Genomic DNA, 18,059 nt, shown 5'->3' on the forward strand with positions numbered 1-18,059 from the left:
ATGGCCCGCATGACAGCAGGTGGCGCGATTTTCCCGCGGTTGAAGGCGCTGGGGGTGGATTATGTGTTCGCCAATTCCGGCACGGATTTCCCGCCGATCATCGAAGGCCTGGCCGAGGCTGCGGCGCAGGGCGAAGACCTGCCGCAAGCCGTGGTGATCCCGCATGAACACGCGGCGATGGGCATGGCACATGGCTATTACCTGGTCTCGGGGCGGCCGCAGGCGGTGATGATGCACACCAATGTCGGACTCGCCAACGGCTCTATCGGGGCGATCAACGCGGCCTGCGAGAATATCCCCGTGCTGATGATGTCAGGCCGCACCCCGGTGACGGAATCGGACCGTTTCGGCGCCCGCACCGTCCCCATCGGCTGGGGGCAGGAAATGCGTGACCAGACGGCGCTGGTACGGGAAGCATCCAAATGGGACTACGAACTGCGTTTCCCCGAACAGATCTCGGGTCTTCTGGATCGTGCTTTTGCCATCGCCAACTCGACACCCAAGGGGCCGGTCTATCTGTCCCTCCCGCGTGAGGTTCTGTGCGAGGAAGTGGACGCAGATGCGCTGTCCGCCCCCGCCACGATCCGCCCGTCGCTGGGGGCAGGCGATCCGGCCGCCATTGCCGAGGCCGCCGCCCTGTTGGCCAATGCGCGAAACCCGTTGATCATCGCACAACGCGGTGTCGGCACCGATGCGGTGTTTGACGCCTTTGGGGATTGGGTCGCGCGCCACGGCATTGCGGTCGCGTCCTGGTGGGCCACGCATCTGTCGCTGCCCACCGATCATCCATGTCACATCGGTGCCGACCCCGGTGCGGCGATGGCCGCGGCCGATGTGGTGCTTGTGATAAACTCGCTGGCACCGTGGTGGCCGGACAAACACAAGCTGGCCGGCGACACCAAGGTCATCAACATCGGCCCGGACCCGATTTTCAACCGCTTTCCTGTCCGCATGTTCCCGTCGAACGTCACCATACAGGGCGAGACCGCGCTGATCCTGCCCGCTTTGATGCAGGCGGTGGACGACGCGCCTGAGCACCCAGACACCGGAGCACGCCGCGAGACGCTGGCGGCTGCCTCAACGAAACGTGTAACGGCCGAGCGTGCCGCCGCGTTGGGCGACACCGCCAAGGGTATCACCAAGGCACAGGTCAGCCACGCGCTTGGCGAAGCACTGGTCGGACAACCGTTCAGCGTCTTTTCCGAACTGGGCGCTCAGCTTGGCCCGCTGGCTTGCCGCGAACGGCTGAACTGGTTTCAGGAGCCGCATTCCGGCGGGCTTGGCTGGTCCTTCCCGGCAGCACTTGGCGCGCAGCTGGCCGCACCTGACCGGCTCTGCATCGCGACGCTGGGGGATGGCAGCTATATGTTCGCCAATCCCACCGTCTGCCACCAGATCGCCGAGGCTTTGGATCTTCCTATTCTGGTGGTAATCCTGAACAACTCTGAATGGGGGGCGGTGCGCCAATCGGTGTCGCAGCTCTATCCCGGCGGCCATGCCGCGCGCGCCAACACCATGCCGCTGACCAGCCTTTCGCCGGTGCCGGATTTCACCCTGACCGCGCAGGCCAGTCGCGCCTGGACGCGCGACGTCACCGACCCCGCCGAGGTCGCCACCGCCATCGACGATGCCCTGCGGGTGATCCGCGAAGAGCGCCGCCTTGCGCTGCTGAACATCCGCATTCTTCCCTGAAGCGGCAGCCAAAGCGGATCAAAATGAGCACTCTCAAACCGCCCTTCCGCGCCGACCATGTGGGCAGCCTGCTGCGTCCGCAGGCAATCACGGCCGCTCGCAAGAAACACCCCGAAGGGGACGGCCTGTCGCCCGCTGGTCTCAAAACGGTCGAAGATGCCGAGATCCCCACGCTGATCTAGATGCAAGAAGAGGTCGGCCTGAAAGCCGTTACCGACGGCGAGGCGCGACGGTCCTTCTGGCATTATGATTTCATGGGAATGCTCGACGGGTTCGATCTGGTCGAACGCGAAGAGGGTGTGCAATTCGCGGGTGTCAAACTGCGGCCCATTTTCCCGACGATCTCCGGCAAGCTCGGCTTTCCCGATGACCACCCGATGCTCGTGATCTTCAACAAGAATGACGTGGACATCTACTTTATGGAGTATGACATCGACCGCGCCGGCGGGCTGGAGCCGCTGAAGCTGCTGCCCAAGGGTGCCAAGCGGGTCATGCCGGGTTTTGTCACCACCAAGACCGGTGATCTGGAAACACTCGACGATCTCAAGGCGAAGTTCGACGAGGCTTCGAAATATGTCGATATCGACCAGTTGGGCATTGCTCCGCAATGCGGGCTTGCTTCCACCGAGGAAGGCAACTCGATCACGCCCGATGATCAGCGTCGCAAACTGGACCTGATCGTGAAGGTCGCCGAAGAGGTCTGGGGCGGAGTCTGAGGCCCAGTTCCGAAACCGACCGGCAGACGCGACAGGATGTTGCGGCTGCCGCGTTGTAAAACCAATACGCGGCTCTGTGCCACGCAGCGGCACGCGCCCCGGCCTCGAGCCGGGGCCTTTGCTCTTTCCGCATAATAGTGCAACACACCACCAACGGGCACAGGGGTGCGGCGCAGAAAACTGCTGTCTTGCTCTGACACATGCCGAGGCGCGCAAAGGTAGACCGCAAAGTGATAGACAATAGCCTCCTGTTGATCGGATTGGCCTTCGCATTGGGCGGGATTCTGAAAGGGGCGACAGGGGCAGGGGCACCGCTGATTGCCGTGCCGCTGATCGCAATGCTCTATGACGTCCGGCTCGCCGTTGCAGTGTTCGCGCTCCCCAATGTGGTGACGAATGCCGTTCAGGTCTGGCAATTCCGCGACGCGCGCGTGCCGAAACTGTCGTTGCGGTTTGCGCTTGCCGGGGCAGTGGGGACAGGGGTGGGCACTCTGGCTCTGACCGCCCTGAACGCTGCGGCGCTGCTGCTGGTCGTGGCGGCGGTCATGTTGCTTTATATTGGGTTCCGGATGGCGCGTCCTGACTGGTCGTTGTCGTTCGCACTGGCGTCGGTCCTGGCTTGGCCGATGGGGGCTTTGTCGGGCGTCTTGTTCGGGATTTCGGGCCTGTCCGCGCCGGTCAGCCTGACCTATCTGAATGCAACCGGTTTGGATCGCCGTAACTTTATTGCGACAGTAACGTCACTGTTTCTGGCCTCGGGGTTGGTGCAGATTCCGCTGTTGTTGTGGTACGGCATCATGTCGTCACAGACTATCCTGTTGGGCCTCGCCGCCATTGCGCCGCTGCTCGCCGGGATGCCCGTGGGGGCATGGCTGGCGCGCCGCATCTCGAAACAGGTTTTCGACAAGACGATCCTGGCGCTGCTCTGCGTTTTGGCGGTCAAGCTGGTCTGGGACGCGCTGATCTGACATGCGGCGGCCTTTGGCCTGGTTTGTCCGCCATTGCGCGCCGCAGCCCCGGAGCGTCAATGGCGGATCGATCCCCCCGACGGCCCGCTAGCGTGCGCGGCCCAAACACTCTTCGATCGTTGTGGAGAGCGCCTCAAGCAGTCCCGCATAAAGCCCGGCCCCCGCTGGCAGTTCCGCGCCCAACGGGTCAAGCACCGCATGAGCTGCGCCCTCAGGACTGACGGCCCGGATAAGGCCCGCGTTATATTGCGGCTCCGAGAACACGCACTGCACGCCGGCATCCGTCAGGCGATCGCGCAGCGCTGTCAGACGTGCGGGACCGGGTGCCGATGCATCGTTCATCGCGATGGCACCCAGAGGCGTCAGACCAAAGCGATGTTCGAAATACTGGAAGGCATCGTGATAGACGGTGAAGGATCGTTTCGACAGCGGTGAAAGCCGGTCCGCGATGTGTTGCTCCTGCACTTCGAGAGCCTCTATCGCCGTCTGGGCATTCGCGCGGTAGGTGTCGGCATTGTCCGGATCGGCATCGCCGAGCGCTTGTGCAATAGCTGCCAGCCAAACCCGTGCATTGGACGGATCGAGCCATGCATGCGGATCGGGGCCGGAATGGGTGTGGCCCGACGCCGCGTGATGGTCGTCGTCACCGTGCGCTTCATGCTCGTGACCGTGATCCGTATCGTCCTGTGCATGTTCCGACGCCGCATGGTCATCGTGAGCGTGCCCATCGTGCGATTTTTCCTCGGGTGCGTCCTCTGCGTGAACCTCATCTGCGTGGGCGTCGTCGTCATGAGGATGCTCTGCTTCAAACAGCGGCCCTTCGCGTGTCTGCAGAACTTCAGTTCCGGCGGCGTCCAGCAGCGCGACATGCAACGCCTCCCCCGACAGCGTTTCCAGCGGTCCCGTCAGCCATGGCGTCAGCGCAGGACCGACCCAGAAGACCAGCTCGGCCTCTTGCAGGGCGCGGGCCTCGGTCGGGCGCAGCGCGTATCCGTGTGGAGACGCACCGGGGCGCAGCAGCACATCCGGCGTGCCCAGCCCGTCCATGACCTGCGCCGCCAGCGATTGAACGGGCAGGATGTCGGTGACCACATCGGGGACGTCGGCATTTGCAGCGCCGCAGAAAACTGTGGCGGCCAGAATGAAAGATCGCATCGTATCGGCTCCGGATTTTTCAGCTATGAGTCGGCTCTTGTTAAATGTAACAGTATAACATATCAAGCGCTGACTGCGGAGGTGACCGCAAGGAGGCAGCAGATGGCAACACTCGGATTTGAAGCGCATGACCATAAACACTGCATCACGGATGGGCTGGAAGAGCTTCGCACCCAATGTGCTGCGAAGAATCTGCAACTGACGCCGGTCCGCAAGCGGGTGATGGAGCTGCTTCTGGAAAAGCACCGTGCACTTGGGGCGTATGAAATCCTTGAACATCTGCGTGCCGAAGGGCTGGGAACGCAGCCGCCGGTGGCTTATCGGGCGCTGGATTTTCTTGTCACAAACGGGTTTGCTCACCGGATCGAGCGGCTGAATGCCTTTGTCGGCTGCGCCCATCTGGGCAAGCAGCACATCCCTGCCTTTCTGATCTGTCGCGGCTGCAACGCCGTGGCCGAATCGCCTTCGGGGCGGGTCAGCCGGGTGTTGGGACGCGCGGCCCGCGAGATCGGGTTTCAGGTCGAAAAACTGGTCGTCGAGGCTGAGGGTGTCTGTCCGTCCTGCGCCGGAAAGGCCCCTGCATGAGCCTGATCGAGGCGCGTGGGCTGGCCGTCCGGTTGGGCGCGCAAACCGTGCTGAGCGGGGTAGATTTCGACATCTCTCCACGCGAGATCGTCACCGTGGTTGGCCCCAACGGATCGGGCAAGTCCACCCTGCTGCGGGCGCTGATCGGTGCCGTGCCAATATCGGCGGGCCGAGTGACGCGGGCGCAGGGGCTGCGGCTGGGCTATGTGCCGCAAAAGCTGCAAATCGACCCGACGCTTCCCATGACGGCGCGGCGGTTTTTGAATTTGCCGGTGCGCGCGACGCCACGAAAGACGGCCGCTGCGTTGGAGCGGACCGGGGCGGCCGGCCTTGAGGCTCGGCAATTGGCGGACCTTTCGGGCGGGCAGCTTCAGCGCGTGGTTCTGGCGCGCGCGCTGCTGGCCGATCCACAGATCCTGCTGCTGGACGAGCCGACACAGGGGCTGGATCAACTGGGGTCCGCCGCCTTCTACCGGTTGATCGAGGACATCCGCACCGATCTGGGTTGCGCCATTTTGATGGTCAGTCACGAGCTGCATGTGGTGATGAGCGCCAGTGACCGGGTGATTTGTCTCAACGGACATGTATGCTGTCACGGCACGCCAGAAGTCGTGGCAAGCGCGCCGGAATACCGCGCTTTGTTCGGCAGCGGGACGCAAGGCGCATTGGCGCTGTACCGGCACGAACATTCGCACCGGCACGACCACGCCCATGACCACAACCATTCGCATGAAGAGGCGCATTGATGCTGGACGATTTCATGGTGCGCGCGGCGCTGGCGGGATTGGGCGTGGCCTTGGCCGCGGCACCGTTGGGATGTTTCGTGGTTTGGCGCCGCATGGCCTATTTCGGGGACGCCACGGCCCATGCGGCGATCCTTGGCGTGGCGCTGTCATTGATGCTGTCGATCTCTGTTTTCGCTGGCGCTATGGCGGTGGCGTTGCTGACGGCGGTGACGGTCACGGCTCTGTCGGGGCGCGGGCAGGCTGTGGATACGTTGCTGGGCGTGGTGGCGCATTCCGCGCTGGCGGTTGGCTTGGTCGCGGTCAGCCTGGTCGGCGGGCGCGTTGAGCTTTCAGCCTATCTGTTCGGTGACATACTGGCAGTGGGGCGCGGCGATCTGGCGGTGATCTGGGGCGGCGCAGTGCTGGTGTTGGGGCTGCTGGCGTGGAAATGGTCTGACCTGCTGACTGCGACGATGGGCGCGGATCTGGCGCGCGCCAGCGGTATAGATCCCGGGCGTATCCATATGGGAATGGCGTTGGCGCTTGCCGTTGTGGTTGCCGTGGCGATCAAGGTTGTGGGCGCGCTTTTGATCGGCGCGCTTCTGATTGTGCCCGCCGCCGCCGCACGTCCGCTTGTCCGAACGCCCGAGGCCATGGCCGCCATGGCGCTCGGCATTGCCGTGCTGTCCGTCACGGGCGGTCTGTGGGGTGCCTATTACGTCGATGCGCCCGCCGGACCAGCCATTGTTTGCGCGGCGGCCTTGGTCTTTGTTCTGGTCAATATAGGCAAGCTTCTGGCGCGCAAGTAAGCGGCTGGGCTATAGTTGCAAATATTTGCGCAACAGGCGGATCAGCTGCTTCGCCTCCTCATCGCTGAGCCGGTCCAGCTCATGTTCGGTATGGGTGAAAAACGCCTCTTGCCGGTCATCGACAAACCTGCGGCCTTTGCCGGTCAGGCGCAGTTCCATGCCGCGCCGGTCATTGTCAGGGACGGACCGGATAATCAGCCCGCGCTCTTCGAAATGCTGAATCAGCTTGGTCATGTGGGGCCGCTTGATCCGCAACCGGTTCGCCAACGCCCCCTGTCGGATGCCGGGGTTTTCATGTAGCAGCCAAAGCACGGAAAATTCACCCGGTTTCAGCCCATATTGCGACAGGTTCTCAAAAAAAGTTTCGAACACTTCAACCTGTGCCATCCTCATCACAAAGCCGAATGACGTGCCAAGCCGTCCGAGGTCGATTTCATTCCCGTCTTTGGGTGGGTCGGGGGGCTGTTTTATACTCATGTCTCCTGCGAGTGTGCTGCCGTGGCGGCCAAGTATATGTGCAAAGTAACGCAGATCGCCTTCGTCCTTGCTTTGTGTTGCGGATTTTGTTTCGATGTGAACAAGTTTCGCCGACCGCCGTGGGAGGGTGCGATCAGCAACACCATGAACATCCGCAAACCAAAGGTATGGGCACACGTTCTTGAAAGCAAGACGCGCGCGGATGGCACTATTTTGATCCGCCGGGTTGATCCTCTCAGGGCGTATCCGGAGGCTATTACAGCGTGCATTGCACATTGGGCCGACGTCGCGCCGGACCGGACCTGGATGGCAGAGCGCGGCGCGGATGGTGACTGGCTGCGGGTCAGCTACGCTGAGCTTCGCAATGTCGTGGCACGCGTCGGGCAGATGCTGCTGGAGGCTGATCTGTCGGTCGAGCGGCCGTTGCTGATCCTGTCGCGGAACTCGCTTGAACACGCGATCATGGCTTTGGCTGCGCAGCATGTGGGGATCGCATCGGCCGCGATCTCATCCGCCTATTCGTTGGTCTCGACCGATCACGAAAAACTGCGCGCGATTATTGGACAAATCACGCCCGGCTTGGCGTTCACCCAGTCGGGATCCGAATATCGGTCAGCAATCGAGGCTTCTGTGCCTGCTTCTGTTCCGGTCGTTTGTGTGACGGACCCGTTCGCGGGGCGCGCGGTCCGCCTGTGGGACAACGTCGTCGCCACCCGCCCGACAGAGGCTGTGGCACAGGCGCATGCTGCCGTCACACCCGATACAGTGGCAAAGTTCCTGTTCACATCGGGCACGACAGGCAGTCCCAAGCCGGTGATCCGGACACATCGAATGCTGTGTGCCAATCAACAACAGGTGCGCGATTGTTTCGCCTTCATGGCGGACGAGCCGCCGGTGCTGGTGGACTGGGCACCTTGGAACCACACCGCGAGCGGCAACAAGTTGTTCAACATGTCGCTTTATAACGGCGGCACCTATTACGTTGACCATGGACGCCCCAGCCCCGATGGCATGGCCGAAACGATCCGCAACCTCAGGGAAATCGCGCCGACATGGTTCTTCAACGTACCTGCCGGGGTCGAGCTTCTGGTTCACGCAATGGAGGACGACGCCCAGTTACGCGAGAATTTCTTCAGCCGTCTGAACATGTTGATCTATGCCGGGGCGGGATTGGCGCAACACATATGGGACCGGCTTGTCGAACTGTCACAAGAGGCGCGGGGCGCTCAGGTCCTGATGACCACCGGGCTGGGCGCGACCGAGACCGGGCCGTTCTCGCTTTATTGTACGGAACCCCAGGCACGGCCGGGCAATGTCGGCATTCCTGCACAAGGCGTCGAGATGAAGCTGATGCCAGCGGACGACAAGCTGGAGCTACGTCTGCGCGGGCCCAACATCACGCCCGGTTATTGGCGCATTCCGGGATTGACGGCGGCGGCATTCGACGAGGAAGGGTTTTACCGTTTGGGCGACGCGGTGCGTTATGCCGAAGCCGGTGTGCCCGAACGCGGGTTCATTTTCGATGGGCGCATTGCCGAGAATTTCAAGCTGCGCACCGGAACCTGGGTGGCCGTCGGTGCGCTGCGGGCAAAGCTGTTGGACCAGTTGGGCGGCGTCGTGCGCGATGCCGTCATCACCGGCGAGAACGAGGCAGAACCGGGCGCATTGCTGGTGCCGTTCTGGCCGCGGCTGCGCGGGCTTGCGCCTGACGCCGAGACCGAGGCCGAGGTGCTGGCGCATCCAGCAGTGCGGTCCGCAGTGGCCCAAAGGCTGGCGTCCCATGTTGCGGCTTCGACCGGATCGGCGTCATGCATCACCCGTGTCATCGTGATGGCCGACCCGCTGGATCTGGACAAAGGCGAAGTCACCGACAAGGGTTCCGTGAACCAGCGCGCCGTGCTGCACCACCGGCAGGATCTGCTGGCCACGCTTTACACCGACGATCCACAGGTCATCCGACCGGATAACGGACGCGCGGCATAAATCACTTGGCACTGCCCGGACAGCCGGGCAACGTCTGAACAAAGGCACGCCAAAAGGCGGCACATCACTTAAAGGGAGGAATTTTATGAAACTCAGAACATTGCTTGGCGCGACTGCGGCGTTGGCGGGGCTTGCTGGGGGTGCAACCGCGCAGGAAATCAACCTTCGGATTGCCAATTGGTTGCCGGCGACCCATCCGGTTCAGACGCTCGGTATCGAGCCATGGGCCCAGTCGCTGAGCGAGGCCTCGGGCGGGCGCATTGGCGTGACGATCTTTCCGTCCCAGCAACTTGGCGCGGCACCTGACCACTACGACATGACGCGCGACGGCATTGCCGATATCGGTTATGTGAACCCCGGCTATCAGGCGGGCCGTTTTCCGGTCTATAGCCTGATCGAGATTCCGTTCCACATGGACAATGCCGAGCGCGGCGCGCAGGCGATGCACGAATGGTACGCGCCGATTGCCGAGACAGAGATGGCGGATGTCAAATTCTGTCTCGCCAACCCGCATGATCCCGGCACGTTTCATTCCAAAGAGCCGATCCTTGAACCCGGTGACGTTAAGGGCCTGAACGTACGCCCCGCCCATGCCACCATGTCGCGGTTCGTGTCGATGCTGGGCGGCGGTCCGGTGCAGGTGCCTGCCCCAGAGGCGCGCGAAGCCATTGCCAACGGTACGGCCGATGCGATCACCTTCCCGTGGAACTCTATCTGGATCTTCGGGATCGACAGCGAGGCGAAGCAGCATCTCGACATGCCGTTCTACGTCTCGGCGCAACTGCTGCTGATCAACAAGAACACCTACGATTCCATGCCGGATGATTTGAAACAGGTGATGGACGATCACTGTACTCCTGAATGGTCTGCACGTTTTTCCAAAGGTTGGGCCGAGAACGAAGCCTCGGGGCGCGCCAAGGCGCTGGACGATGCCAGCCATACCGTAAACGTGCCCACCGAAGAACAGGTGACGATGTGGCAGGACGCTGCCGCGCCGCTGGTGGATCAGTGGAAGGAAGACGCGACCAAGGCGGGTGTAGATGCGCAGGCGGTCTATGACAGCTATATAAGCAAGCTCGAAGAGCACGACGCAAAGTTCTGACCCCCATTCTTTAAGGAGAGCGGGCGTTGCGCTGATCGGTGCAACGCCCCTTTTGACCCCATGTTGAAATTTCAACACGCACTGGACCGGATCTCGCTTGGCATCGAAATGGTCGCGGGCGCATTGATGGCGCTGGTCACCGTGCTGGTGGTGATCTCCGCCATCAGCCGGTATCTTTTTGCCTATCCGCTGCCCGACGCATTTGATCTGGGCCGCCTGTTGCTGGGGGCTGCAATCATGTGGGGCTTTGCCAGCGTCGGTTATCGCGGCAGCCACATCAAGGTGGACATTTTGGCAGAGATAGCCGGACCGGGCATACGCCGTTGGATTGATGCCTTTGCCTGGACGCTGCTGCTGATTTTTACCGTGGTGCTGTGCTGGAAAATGTTCGGTCGGGTCGTGGGTGCCGCCACGTCGGGGGAATCCACGATGGACCTGCGGCTGCCTGCCTGGCCGGTGATGGCCCTGATTTGGGCCGGGGTACTGGTGTCCATTCCGGCGATTGTGGCGCGGCTGATCCTCGTTGTGTCGGGGCGCGGCACGTTGGACCATTTTGACAGCGCCGATGTCGGCGATCCGGATGATAGGGGTGCCGTTTGATATGAGTTCCGACTTTCTTGCCATTGGCGGCTTCGTAGCTCTTTTCGTGATGATGATCCTGCGTGTTCCCATCGGCATCGCCATGGGGATCGTCGGCATCGGCGGCTTTGCGTCGGTCGTCGGCTGGGGTCCTGCGCTGTCAGTGCTGGCGCAATCACCCATTCGCACGATCACCGATTTCAATCTGTCGCTGATCCCGTTCTTCGTGCTGATGGGCGTTTTGGCCACCAATTCCGGCATGAGCCGCGAGCTGTTCCGCACTGGCCAGAAATGGCTCGGCGGCTTTCGCGGTGGCATGGCATTTTCGACCATCGGGGCCTGCGCGGGCTTTGCGGCGATCTGCGGGAGTTCCGTCGCCACGGCCGCTACCATGACCAAGATCGCCTTGCCGGAGATGCGCCGTGAAGGTTACCCGGATGAGGTGGCCACCGGCGTCATCGCGGCGGGTGGCACGCTTGGCATCCTGATCCCGCCCTCGGTCGTGCTGGCCGTCTACGGATTCATCACCGAACAGGATATCGGCACGCTGTTCATTGCGGGCATCGGGCCGGGGCTGCTGGCAATCGTAATGTATATGGTCGCCGTGCGCGTCGCCTATGGTCGTGTCCTGCCGCCGGGAAAGCGCTTTGATCTGGGCGAAGCGGTGCGGTCCCTATCGGGTGTGTGGGCGGTGATGCTGCTGTTCGTCGCCATCATCGGGTCCATTTACTTTGGCCTCGCCACCGCGACAGAGGCCGCCGCCGTCGGATCCTTCCTGACAGCACTTATCGGCATCGCGAGGGGGCGGCTGAACGCACGACAATTGATGGACAGTCTGGTCGAGGCGCTGCGGACATCTGTGGCGATTTATACCATCCTGATCGGCGCCATTCTCTTTGGCTATTTTCTGGCGATCACCCAGACCCCGCAGAAGATCACCGCGTGGCTTGTGGCGATGGATATCGGCACCTATGGCACGCTGACGCTGATCCTGATTTTCTTTGTGCTGATGGGCTGTATTCTGGATGCCATGGCGATGATCATCCTGTTGGTGCCCATCGTCTATCCGGTGATTATTCAGTTGGGGTTTGATCCGATCTGGTTCGGCGTCATCATCGTGATGACGGTGGAACTTGGCCTGATCACACCGCCCGTGGGCATGAATGTCTTCGTCATCAACTCCATCGCGCGAGAGGTTTCCTTGCCCAAAATCTTCAAGGGCGTACTGCCTTTCGTGGCAGCAGACATCATCCGGCTGGTTCTGCTGATCGCGTTCCCGGCCATCGTGATGTTCCTGCCGACGACGATGAACTGATGCACTGGCGATACGCCTCCGGTGCGGAGTCGGTATAACTCTGAAGCCTTCACGCACAAAGCGGGACCAACGGCCCCGCTTTGCTGATTAGCAACGATGTTTGCTGCACAGCCCGGTTAGGCCGTGCGAGGGGGCGGTGTGCCCCATTCCGCAGTGTCAGGCCGCAGCAGGCTTCGAGCCGAACCGTCCGTAGAAGTCTTGCCCTTTGCTTGCCATCTCGCGCAGCAGGTCGGGGCAGGCGAAACGGTCGCCATGCGCGCTGGACAACTGATCGCAGCGCTCTGCCGCATAGGGTGCGCCGATGATGTCGAGCCAACTGAACGGGCCGCCGGACCACGGCGCGAAACCCCAGCCCAGGATTGCACCCACATCGCCTTCGCGGATGTCTTCCAGCACGCCTTCTTCCAGCGCGCGGACCGCTTCCAGCAGCTGCGCAAACAGCAGCCTGTGTTGGACTTCGATCAACGAGGGTTGTTCGTCCGCCACGGCGTAGCGTTCCCCCAGACCAGACCACAGACCCTGACGCTTGCCCTTGTCGTCATAGGTGTAGAAACCGGCTTTGGATTTGCGGCCCAGACGACCTTTGTCTTCCATCCAGAAGATCACCTCGTCCACCGCGCCGTCGGGATAGGCATCTCCCATAGCGGCCTTGGTCGCGCGGGCAATCTTGGCACCCAGATCAATCGAGGTTTCGTCGACCAGTTGCAGCGGGCCCAGCGGCATGCCGACCATCTTGGCGGCATTCTCGATCAGGGCGGGCGCGACACCCTCGGCAACCATGCGGATGCCTTCGTTGATATAGGGGATGATGCAGCGATTGGCGTAGAAGAACCGCGCATCGTTCACGACGATGGGCGTCTTGCGGATCTGGCGCACGAAATCCAGCGCCTTGGCAACGGCCCGCGTGCCCGTTTCGCGGCCCTTGATGATCTCGACCAGCATCATTTTCTCGACAGGGCTGAAGAAATGGATGCCGATATACTGCTCGGGCCGCTTGCTGGCCTTTGCCAGATCGCTGATCGGCAGGGTAGAGGTGTTGGTGGCGAAGATGCAGTCCTCGCCGATCACGGCCTCGACGGCCTGCGTGACCTCTGCCTTGATCTTGGGATCCTCGAACACCGCCTCGATGATCAGATCGCAGCCTTTCAGCGCTTCATAATCGGTGGTGGCGGTGATCCGGCCCAGCACCTCTTCCTTCTTCTCGGGCGTGGCCTTCTTGCGGGCGATGCCCTTGTCCATGTAATCCGCAGTATAGGCGCGGCCCTTGTCGGCGGCCTCTTGCTTCTGGTCCAGCAGAACGACCTCTATCCCGGCCTGCGCCGACACCAGAGCGATACCCGCGCCCATCATGCCCGCGCCCAGAATGCCGACTTTCTTGACTTTCTGATCCGCGACATCGGGACGGTTCGCGCCTTTTTCCAGCGCTTCCTTGTTGATGAAAAGCGACCGGATCATCGCGCCGGAGGATGGGTTCAGCAGCACATTGGTGAACCAGCGCGCCTCGATCTTGAGAGCGGTATCAAAGGGCACCATCGCGCCTTCATAGACCGCAGACAAAAGCGCCTTGGCCGCCGGATAGACGCCCTTGGTCTTGCCGTTCACCATCGCGCTGGCACCCACGAAGGTCATGAAGCCAGCCGGATGATAAGGCGCACCGCCGGGCATCTTGTAGCCTTTGGCATCCCAGGGCTTGACGATATCGGCGTCTTTCGCCTCCAATACCCAGGCCTTTGCGGCAGCCAGCGGATCCTCGAAAACTTCGTCGATCAGTCCAGCGACCTTGGCTTTCTTCGGGTCAAGCAGCTTGCCTTCCAGCAGATAGGGTGAGGCCGCCATCGCGCCCATCTTGCGCACCAGTCGGGTGGTGCCGCCAAGACCGGGGAAGATGCCGACCATGATTTCCGGCAGGCCGATCTTGGCCTTGGGGTCATCGGCGCAGAAAATGCGGTGGCAGACCAGTGGCAGCTCGTATCCGATGCCAAGTGCCGTGCCGGGCAGGGCGGCGGCGATGGGTTTGCCGCCCTTGTTCTTGTCGTCCATGCCTGCGCGCTCGATCTTGCGCAGCAGCTTGTGCTTGGCCATCGTGCCTTCGAACAGCCCGCGTGCAGGATCGTCGCCCGCGCTTTGCTTCATCTTGGCGATGATGTTGAGATCCATGCCGCCCGCGAAGGTCGACTTGCCGGAGGTGATGACAATGCCCTTGACGGCGTCATCGGCGAGGGCGTCGTCGATCAGGCCGTCAAGCTCGTCAAAGCCTTCCAGCGACATGACGTTCATGGATTTTTCCGGAACGTCCCAAGTGATGACGGCAACGCCGTCGCTGTCTGTGGCCATCGTGAAATCGGTCATGGCAGGTCTCCGTGGATCAGTGTTTCTTTGCGTGAGCATGCGTGTTGGGCAGGGTAGCGGCGGTCATCAGACGCGTTCGATGATGGTCGCGGCCCCCATGCCGGAAGCGATGCAAAGCGTCGCCAGACCGGTGCTTTTTCCGGTGCGCTCCAATTCGTCCAGAAGCGTGCCGATGATGATCGCGCCGGTGGCCCCCAAGGGATGGCCCATGGCGATCGACCCGCCATTGACGTTGACGCGGTCGTCACTCACGTCAAACGCCTGCATGAAGCGCAGCACTACGGCGGCAAAGGCCTCGTTCACCTCGAACAGGTCGATATCCTTGATGCTCATGCCGCTGTCGGCGAGGATCTTCTCGGTCACGGGAACCGGACCGGTCAGCATGATGGTCGGATCGGTGCCGATCTTGGCAGTGGCCTTGATGCGGGCGCGGGGCGTCAGCCCATGCGCCTCGCCAAAGGCCTTGCTGCCGATCAGCACCCCGGCAGAACCATCGACGATGCCGGAAGAGTTGCCCGCATGGTGAATGTGGTTGATCCGCTCCAGATGCGGGTATTTCATCAACGCCACGGCGTCGAAGCCGGGCATGACCTCGCCCATTTGCTGAAAGCTGGGATTGAGCGCCCCAAGCGATTGCATATCGGTGGCGGGCCGCATGTATTCGTCGCGATCAAGGATCGGCAGACCGTTCTGATCGCGTACGGTGATAACCGATTTCGCGAACCGGTCATCTTTCCACGCTTCGGCGGCACGGCGCTGCGATTCCACCGCCAGCGCATCGGCCTGATCCCGCGTGAAGCCATATTCGGTAGCAATGATATCGGCGCTGATGCCTTGCGGGACAAAATAGCTGTCCATGGCAAGACTGGGATCGACCGCGATGGCAGCCCCGTCAGAGCCCATGGCAACGCGGCCCATCATCTCGACCCCGCCGGCAATATAGCCGTCGCCGGCCCCGCCGCGGATCTGGTTGGCGGCAAGGTTCACCGCCTCCATACCCGATGCGCAAAAGCGGTTGATCGCCAGTCCGGGAATGGACTCGTCCAGATCCGAGGCAAGCACGGCAGACCGCGCCAGACAGCCGCCCTGTTCTCCGACTTGCGTGACATTGCCCCAGATCACGTCCTCGACGGCGTGGCCTTCAAGCCCGTTACGCTCTTTCAGAGCATTGAGAACCTGTGCGGACAGCCGCAGGCTGGTGACTTCGTGCAAAGCGCCGTCCTTGCGGCCCTTGCCGCGAGGTGTGCGCACCGTGTCGTAGATGAAAGCGTCGGTCATGGTCGTGTCGTCCTTTGCAAGGTCGGTGTCTGTACCTGACTTGGGGGTGTAGGGGGGCGGGGATCAATGGTGACGTGGCGACGTTTTGCGTAAACTACGTTTCGTCACACCCTGTCGGCGGGTGAACCCGGCATCAAATCATAAGGGTGCTTCCAGCCCGGTTGTTGGCTGAGCCGGGTCAGCCAGGCATCTATGTGCGGCCAGTCCTCGCGAATAAATCCGAAAGGTTCGGGATAATAGAGATAACCACAGCAGCTGAGATCGGCGTTGGTGGGGCTGTCGCCGACGATCCAGCCCCGGCCCTTCAAATGTGCGTTGAGGACGTCGTAGGCCGCTTTGAGCCTGCCTTGCGCGAATGCGATGACCTCGGAGGGACGTTTGGCTTCGGGCAGGAAGTTCATCAGAAACCGGGTCATGCCAGCCTGACTGGATAGTTTGTGATTGTCCCAGAACATCCAACGCATGACCTCCCGCGAATCTTCGGGTGTGACGCCTCCAAACCTCCCTGATTTTTCTGAGACGTACTGCTGGATCACACCAGATTGCGTGATCGTGACAGAGCCGTCGACCATCACCGGCACCTCGCCCATATTGTTGAGCGTATCGCGATAGTCGCGCGCCCGTGTCGCCCCGCTGAAGAAATCGACATAGACCGGTTCCCAGTCCAACCCAGAAAACTGTAGAGCGAGCGCTGCTTTATAGGCATTACCGGATTCGCCAAAGCAATGCAGTTGGATGGTCATGGGGCAAGCCCTCCTGTTGTGAAGTTGGCGGAGGTTGTAGCGGGGGCTTCGCGCCCCCACACCCCCGCAGAGTATTTGTACCAAGAAGAAGCGGTATTCGCGAGCTTGTGGTAACCGGGCATTAACGTTAATGCGCCTATCCTGTCTTTGCGGAACAGGCTGGAGAGCCGATGGCCGCCCGAGGAGAAGCCCCGCCTCGTTCCGGATGCCGCTTGGCTGGTGTTCGAGGTGGGGTGGACCGCCTGCTGCCCACGCCGAAATACGGGTTCGATGTTCGGACCTTCTTCTTGGGGAAAATACTCCACGGGGGTCCGGGGGTGTGAAACCCCCGGCTCTTCATAAGCAAGTTGCGATTCCAACTGTCGTGTCACAGCGTTCTCGCAATCAGCTCTTTCATAATCTCATTCGTGCCGCCGTAGATTCGCTGCACGCGTGCATCTGTCCACATTTCGGCCACTGCGTATTCCTGCATGTAGCCGTAGCCACCATGAAGTTGCAGACAGTCGTCCAGTACTTCGCCCTGGGTGTCGGTGAGCCAGTATTTCGCCATCGCGGCTTTTTCGACGCTCAGTTCTCCGCGCAGATGGTCCGTGATGCAGGCATCCAGGAAGGCGCGGGCGACGGTGGTCTTGGTCTGGCATTCGGCCAGCTTGAACCGGGTGTTTTGAAATTGTGTCAACGGGCCGCCAAAGGCTTCGCGCTCCTTGCAATAGGCTATCGTGCGCTCCACTGCGCCTTCCATCGCGCCGACGGCACCGCACCCGATGATCAGCCTTTCCTGTGGCAGCTGCTTCATCATCTGATAAAAGCCGCGGCCCTCTTCCTGACCAAGGATGTTTTCCGGCGGGATCTCGATATTGTCGAAGAAAAGCTCTGACGTGTCCGCCGCGTGGCAGCCGATTTTGTCTAGATTGCGCCCTCGTTGAAATCCCTCGGCTCCGTCCGTCTCGACAACAACCAACGAGACGCCCTTGGCACCTTCGGCAGGATCGGTCTTGGCGGCGACAACGATCAGATTGGCATGTTGGCCATTAGTTATAAACGTCTTCTGCCCGGTCAGTCGGTACGCATTGCCGTCGCGGATCGCGCGGGTCTTGATGTTTTGCACATCAGAGCCCGCCGAGGGTTCGGTCATCGCCAAAGCGCCGACAAGCTCTCCGGTTATCATCTTCGGCAGCCAGCGGTTCTTTTGCTCTTCGGTGCCATAGGCCAGCACGTAATGCGCCACGATGCCGGAATGAATGCCGTGACCCCAGCTGGCGAGGTTGGCCCGGCTGCCTTCCATCAGGATCACCGCTTCATGGCCGAAATCACCACCGACGCCGCCGTATTCTTCGGGAATCGAAGGGCAGAGCAGGCCCAGTTCACCGGCCTGCGCCCAGGTTTCGCGGTCCATCTGGCCTTGTTCGCGCCAGCGGTCATACTGCGGCATCCATTCATCGGTGATGAACTTCCGCGTCATCTCGGCGAGCATTCGGTGCTCGTCAGTCATCCAGTCCGACGTCATGGGCCTCCCCTCCCTTGTTGTCAGTGTTGACCGGCCCGCTTGCAGAACAGGGGCGGTCAGCGATCTACAGGCCTCG

At 61.6% G+C, this 18,059-nt stretch carries 17 protein-coding genes; 11 read left to right on the top strand and 6 right to left on the bottom strand.

Annotation, left to right across the window (positions count from 1 at the left end; all coding sequences use genetic code 11):
- The 4 genes from ACN0WV_RS17285 (at position 1) to ACN0WV_RS17300 (ending at position 3,376) form a co-directional block, all read left to right on the top strand.
- Complete coding sequence (locus ACN0WV_RS17285) at positions 1-1,692, top strand: thiamine pyrophosphate-requiring protein (protein ID WP_417607431.1); 1,692 nt, start codon at positions 1-3, stop codon at positions 1,690-1,692.
- Between the two features lie 23 nt (positions 1,693-1,715).
- Positions 1,716-1,874 carry a hypothetical protein gene (locus tag ACN0WV_RS17290; RefSeq protein ID WP_417607433.1) on the top strand — a complete coding sequence of 53 codons (159 nt, stop codon included), beginning with the start codon at positions 1,716-1,718 and terminating at the stop codon, positions 1,872-1,874.
- Complete coding sequence (locus tag ACN0WV_RS17295) at positions 1,875-2,408, top strand: uroporphyrinogen decarboxylase/cobalamine-independent methonine synthase family protein (protein WP_417607435.1); 534 nt, start codon at positions 1,875-1,877, stop codon at positions 2,406-2,408.
- Positions 2,409-2,638: 230 nt separating this feature from the next.
- Complete coding sequence (locus ACN0WV_RS17300; protein WP_417607437.1) at positions 2,639-3,376, top strand: sulfite exporter TauE/SafE family protein; 738 nt, start codon at positions 2,639-2,641, stop codon at positions 3,374-3,376.
- A gap of 87 nt (positions 3,377-3,463) precedes the next feature.
- On the opposite strand, the gene ACN0WV_RS17305 is transcribed toward ACN0WV_RS17300, so the two are convergent.
- A complete protein-coding gene (locus ACN0WV_RS17305; protein ID WP_084353257.1) occupies positions 3,464-4,531 on the bottom strand; it encodes a metal ABC transporter solute-binding protein, Zn/Mn family in 1,068 nt (355 codons plus the stop codon).
- A 102-nt stretch (positions 4,532-4,633) separates the two neighbouring features.
- Here ACN0WV_RS17305 and ACN0WV_RS17310 point away from each other — a divergent pair, with 102 nt between their 5' ends.
- Genes ACN0WV_RS17310 through ACN0WV_RS17320 form a run of 3 tightly spaced genes read left to right on the top strand, consistent with a single transcriptional unit; the run spans position 4,634 to position 6,650 of the window.
- Positions 4,634-5,116, top strand: coding sequence for a Fur family transcriptional regulator (locus tag ACN0WV_RS17310; protein WP_417607439.1), 483 nt, complete (start codon positions 4,634-4,636; stop codon positions 5,114-5,116).
- On the top strand, positions 5,113-5,862 hold the full coding sequence (locus tag ACN0WV_RS17315; RefSeq protein ID WP_417607440.1) for an ATP-binding cassette domain-containing protein: 750 nt from the start codon (positions 5,113-5,115) through the stop codon (positions 5,860-5,862). The genes ACN0WV_RS17310 and ACN0WV_RS17315 overlap by 4 nt, the downstream gene beginning before the upstream one ends.
- Positions 5,862-6,650: a metal ABC transporter permease gene (locus ACN0WV_RS17320; RefSeq protein WP_417607442.1), complete on the top strand. Its 789-nt coding sequence runs from the start codon at positions 5,862-5,864 to the stop codon at positions 6,648-6,650. Before ACN0WV_RS17315 ends, ACN0WV_RS17320 begins: the two co-directional genes overlap by 1 nt.
- A 9-nt stretch (positions 6,651-6,659) precedes the next feature.
- Here ACN0WV_RS17320 and ACN0WV_RS17325 read toward each other — a convergent pair whose 3' ends face one another.
- Positions 6,660-7,127 (bottom strand): MarR family winged helix-turn-helix transcriptional regulator, encoded by a 468-nt coding sequence (locus ACN0WV_RS17325; protein ID WP_417607444.1) that lies wholly within the window; start codon positions 7,125-7,127, stop codon positions 6,660-6,662.
- 144 nt (positions 7,128-7,271) lie between these two features.
- Here ACN0WV_RS17325 and ACN0WV_RS17330 point away from each other — a divergent pair, with 144 nt between their 5' ends.
- The 4 genes from ACN0WV_RS17330 to ACN0WV_RS17345 all read left to right on the top strand — a co-directional run bounded on the left by ACN0WV_RS17330 (position 7,272) and on the right by ACN0WV_RS17345 (position 12,106).
- Positions 7,272-9,110: a feruloyl-CoA synthase gene (locus tag ACN0WV_RS17330; protein ID WP_417607446.1), complete on the top strand. Its 1,839-nt coding sequence runs from the start codon at positions 7,272-7,274 to the stop codon at positions 9,108-9,110.
- An 85-nt stretch (positions 9,111-9,195) separates the two neighbouring features.
- The gene (locus ACN0WV_RS17335; RefSeq protein ID WP_417607447.1) at positions 9,196-10,212 is read left to right on the top strand and encodes a TRAP transporter substrate-binding protein; all 1,017 of its coding nucleotides are present in this window, start codon (positions 9,196-9,198) and stop codon (positions 10,210-10,212) included.
- Between the two features lie 60 nt (positions 10,213-10,272).
- A complete protein-coding gene (locus tag ACN0WV_RS17340) occupies positions 10,273-10,812 on the top strand; it encodes a TRAP transporter small permease (RefSeq protein WP_084353251.1) in 540 nt (179 codons plus the stop codon).
- A 1-nt stretch (position 10,813) separates the two neighbouring features.
- Positions 10,814-12,106 carry a TRAP transporter large permease gene (locus tag ACN0WV_RS17345; protein WP_084353285.1) on the top strand — a complete coding sequence of 431 codons (1,293 nt, stop codon included), beginning with the start codon at positions 10,814-10,816 and terminating at the stop codon, positions 12,104-12,106.
- A 156-nt stretch (positions 12,107-12,262) separates the two neighbouring features.
- On the opposite strand, the gene ACN0WV_RS17350 is transcribed toward ACN0WV_RS17345, so the two are convergent.
- From ACN0WV_RS17350 to ACN0WV_RS17365, 4 genes are all read right to left on the bottom strand, one after another.
- Positions 12,263-14,455 (bottom strand): 3-hydroxyacyl-CoA dehydrogenase NAD-binding domain-containing protein, encoded by a 2,193-nt coding sequence (locus tag ACN0WV_RS17350; RefSeq protein WP_417607448.1) that lies wholly within the window; start codon positions 14,453-14,455, stop codon positions 12,263-12,265.
- Between the two features lie 66 nt (positions 14,456-14,521).
- Positions 14,522-15,733, bottom strand: coding sequence for an acetyl-CoA C-acetyltransferase (locus ACN0WV_RS17355; RefSeq protein WP_417607450.1), 1,212 nt, complete (start codon positions 15,731-15,733; stop codon positions 14,522-14,524).
- A 104-nt stretch (positions 15,734-15,837) separates the two neighbouring features.
- Entirely contained in the window at positions 15,838-16,476 is a 639-nt protein-coding gene (locus tag ACN0WV_RS17360; protein ID WP_417607452.1) for a glutathione S-transferase family protein, read from the bottom strand.
- Positions 16,477-16,843: 367 nt separating this feature from the next.
- Entirely contained in the window at positions 16,844-17,983 is a 1,140-nt protein-coding gene (locus ACN0WV_RS17365; protein ID WP_417607454.1) for an acyl-CoA dehydrogenase family protein, read from the bottom strand.
- Positions 17,984-18,059: the final 76 nt, after the last annotated feature.

This window comes from Primorskyibacter flagellatus (assembly GCF_048268605.1).
In the GTDB taxonomy this organism is placed as follows: Bacteria; Pseudomonadota; Alphaproteobacteria; order Rhodobacterales; family Rhodobacteraceae; genus Primorskyibacter; species Primorskyibacter flagellatus.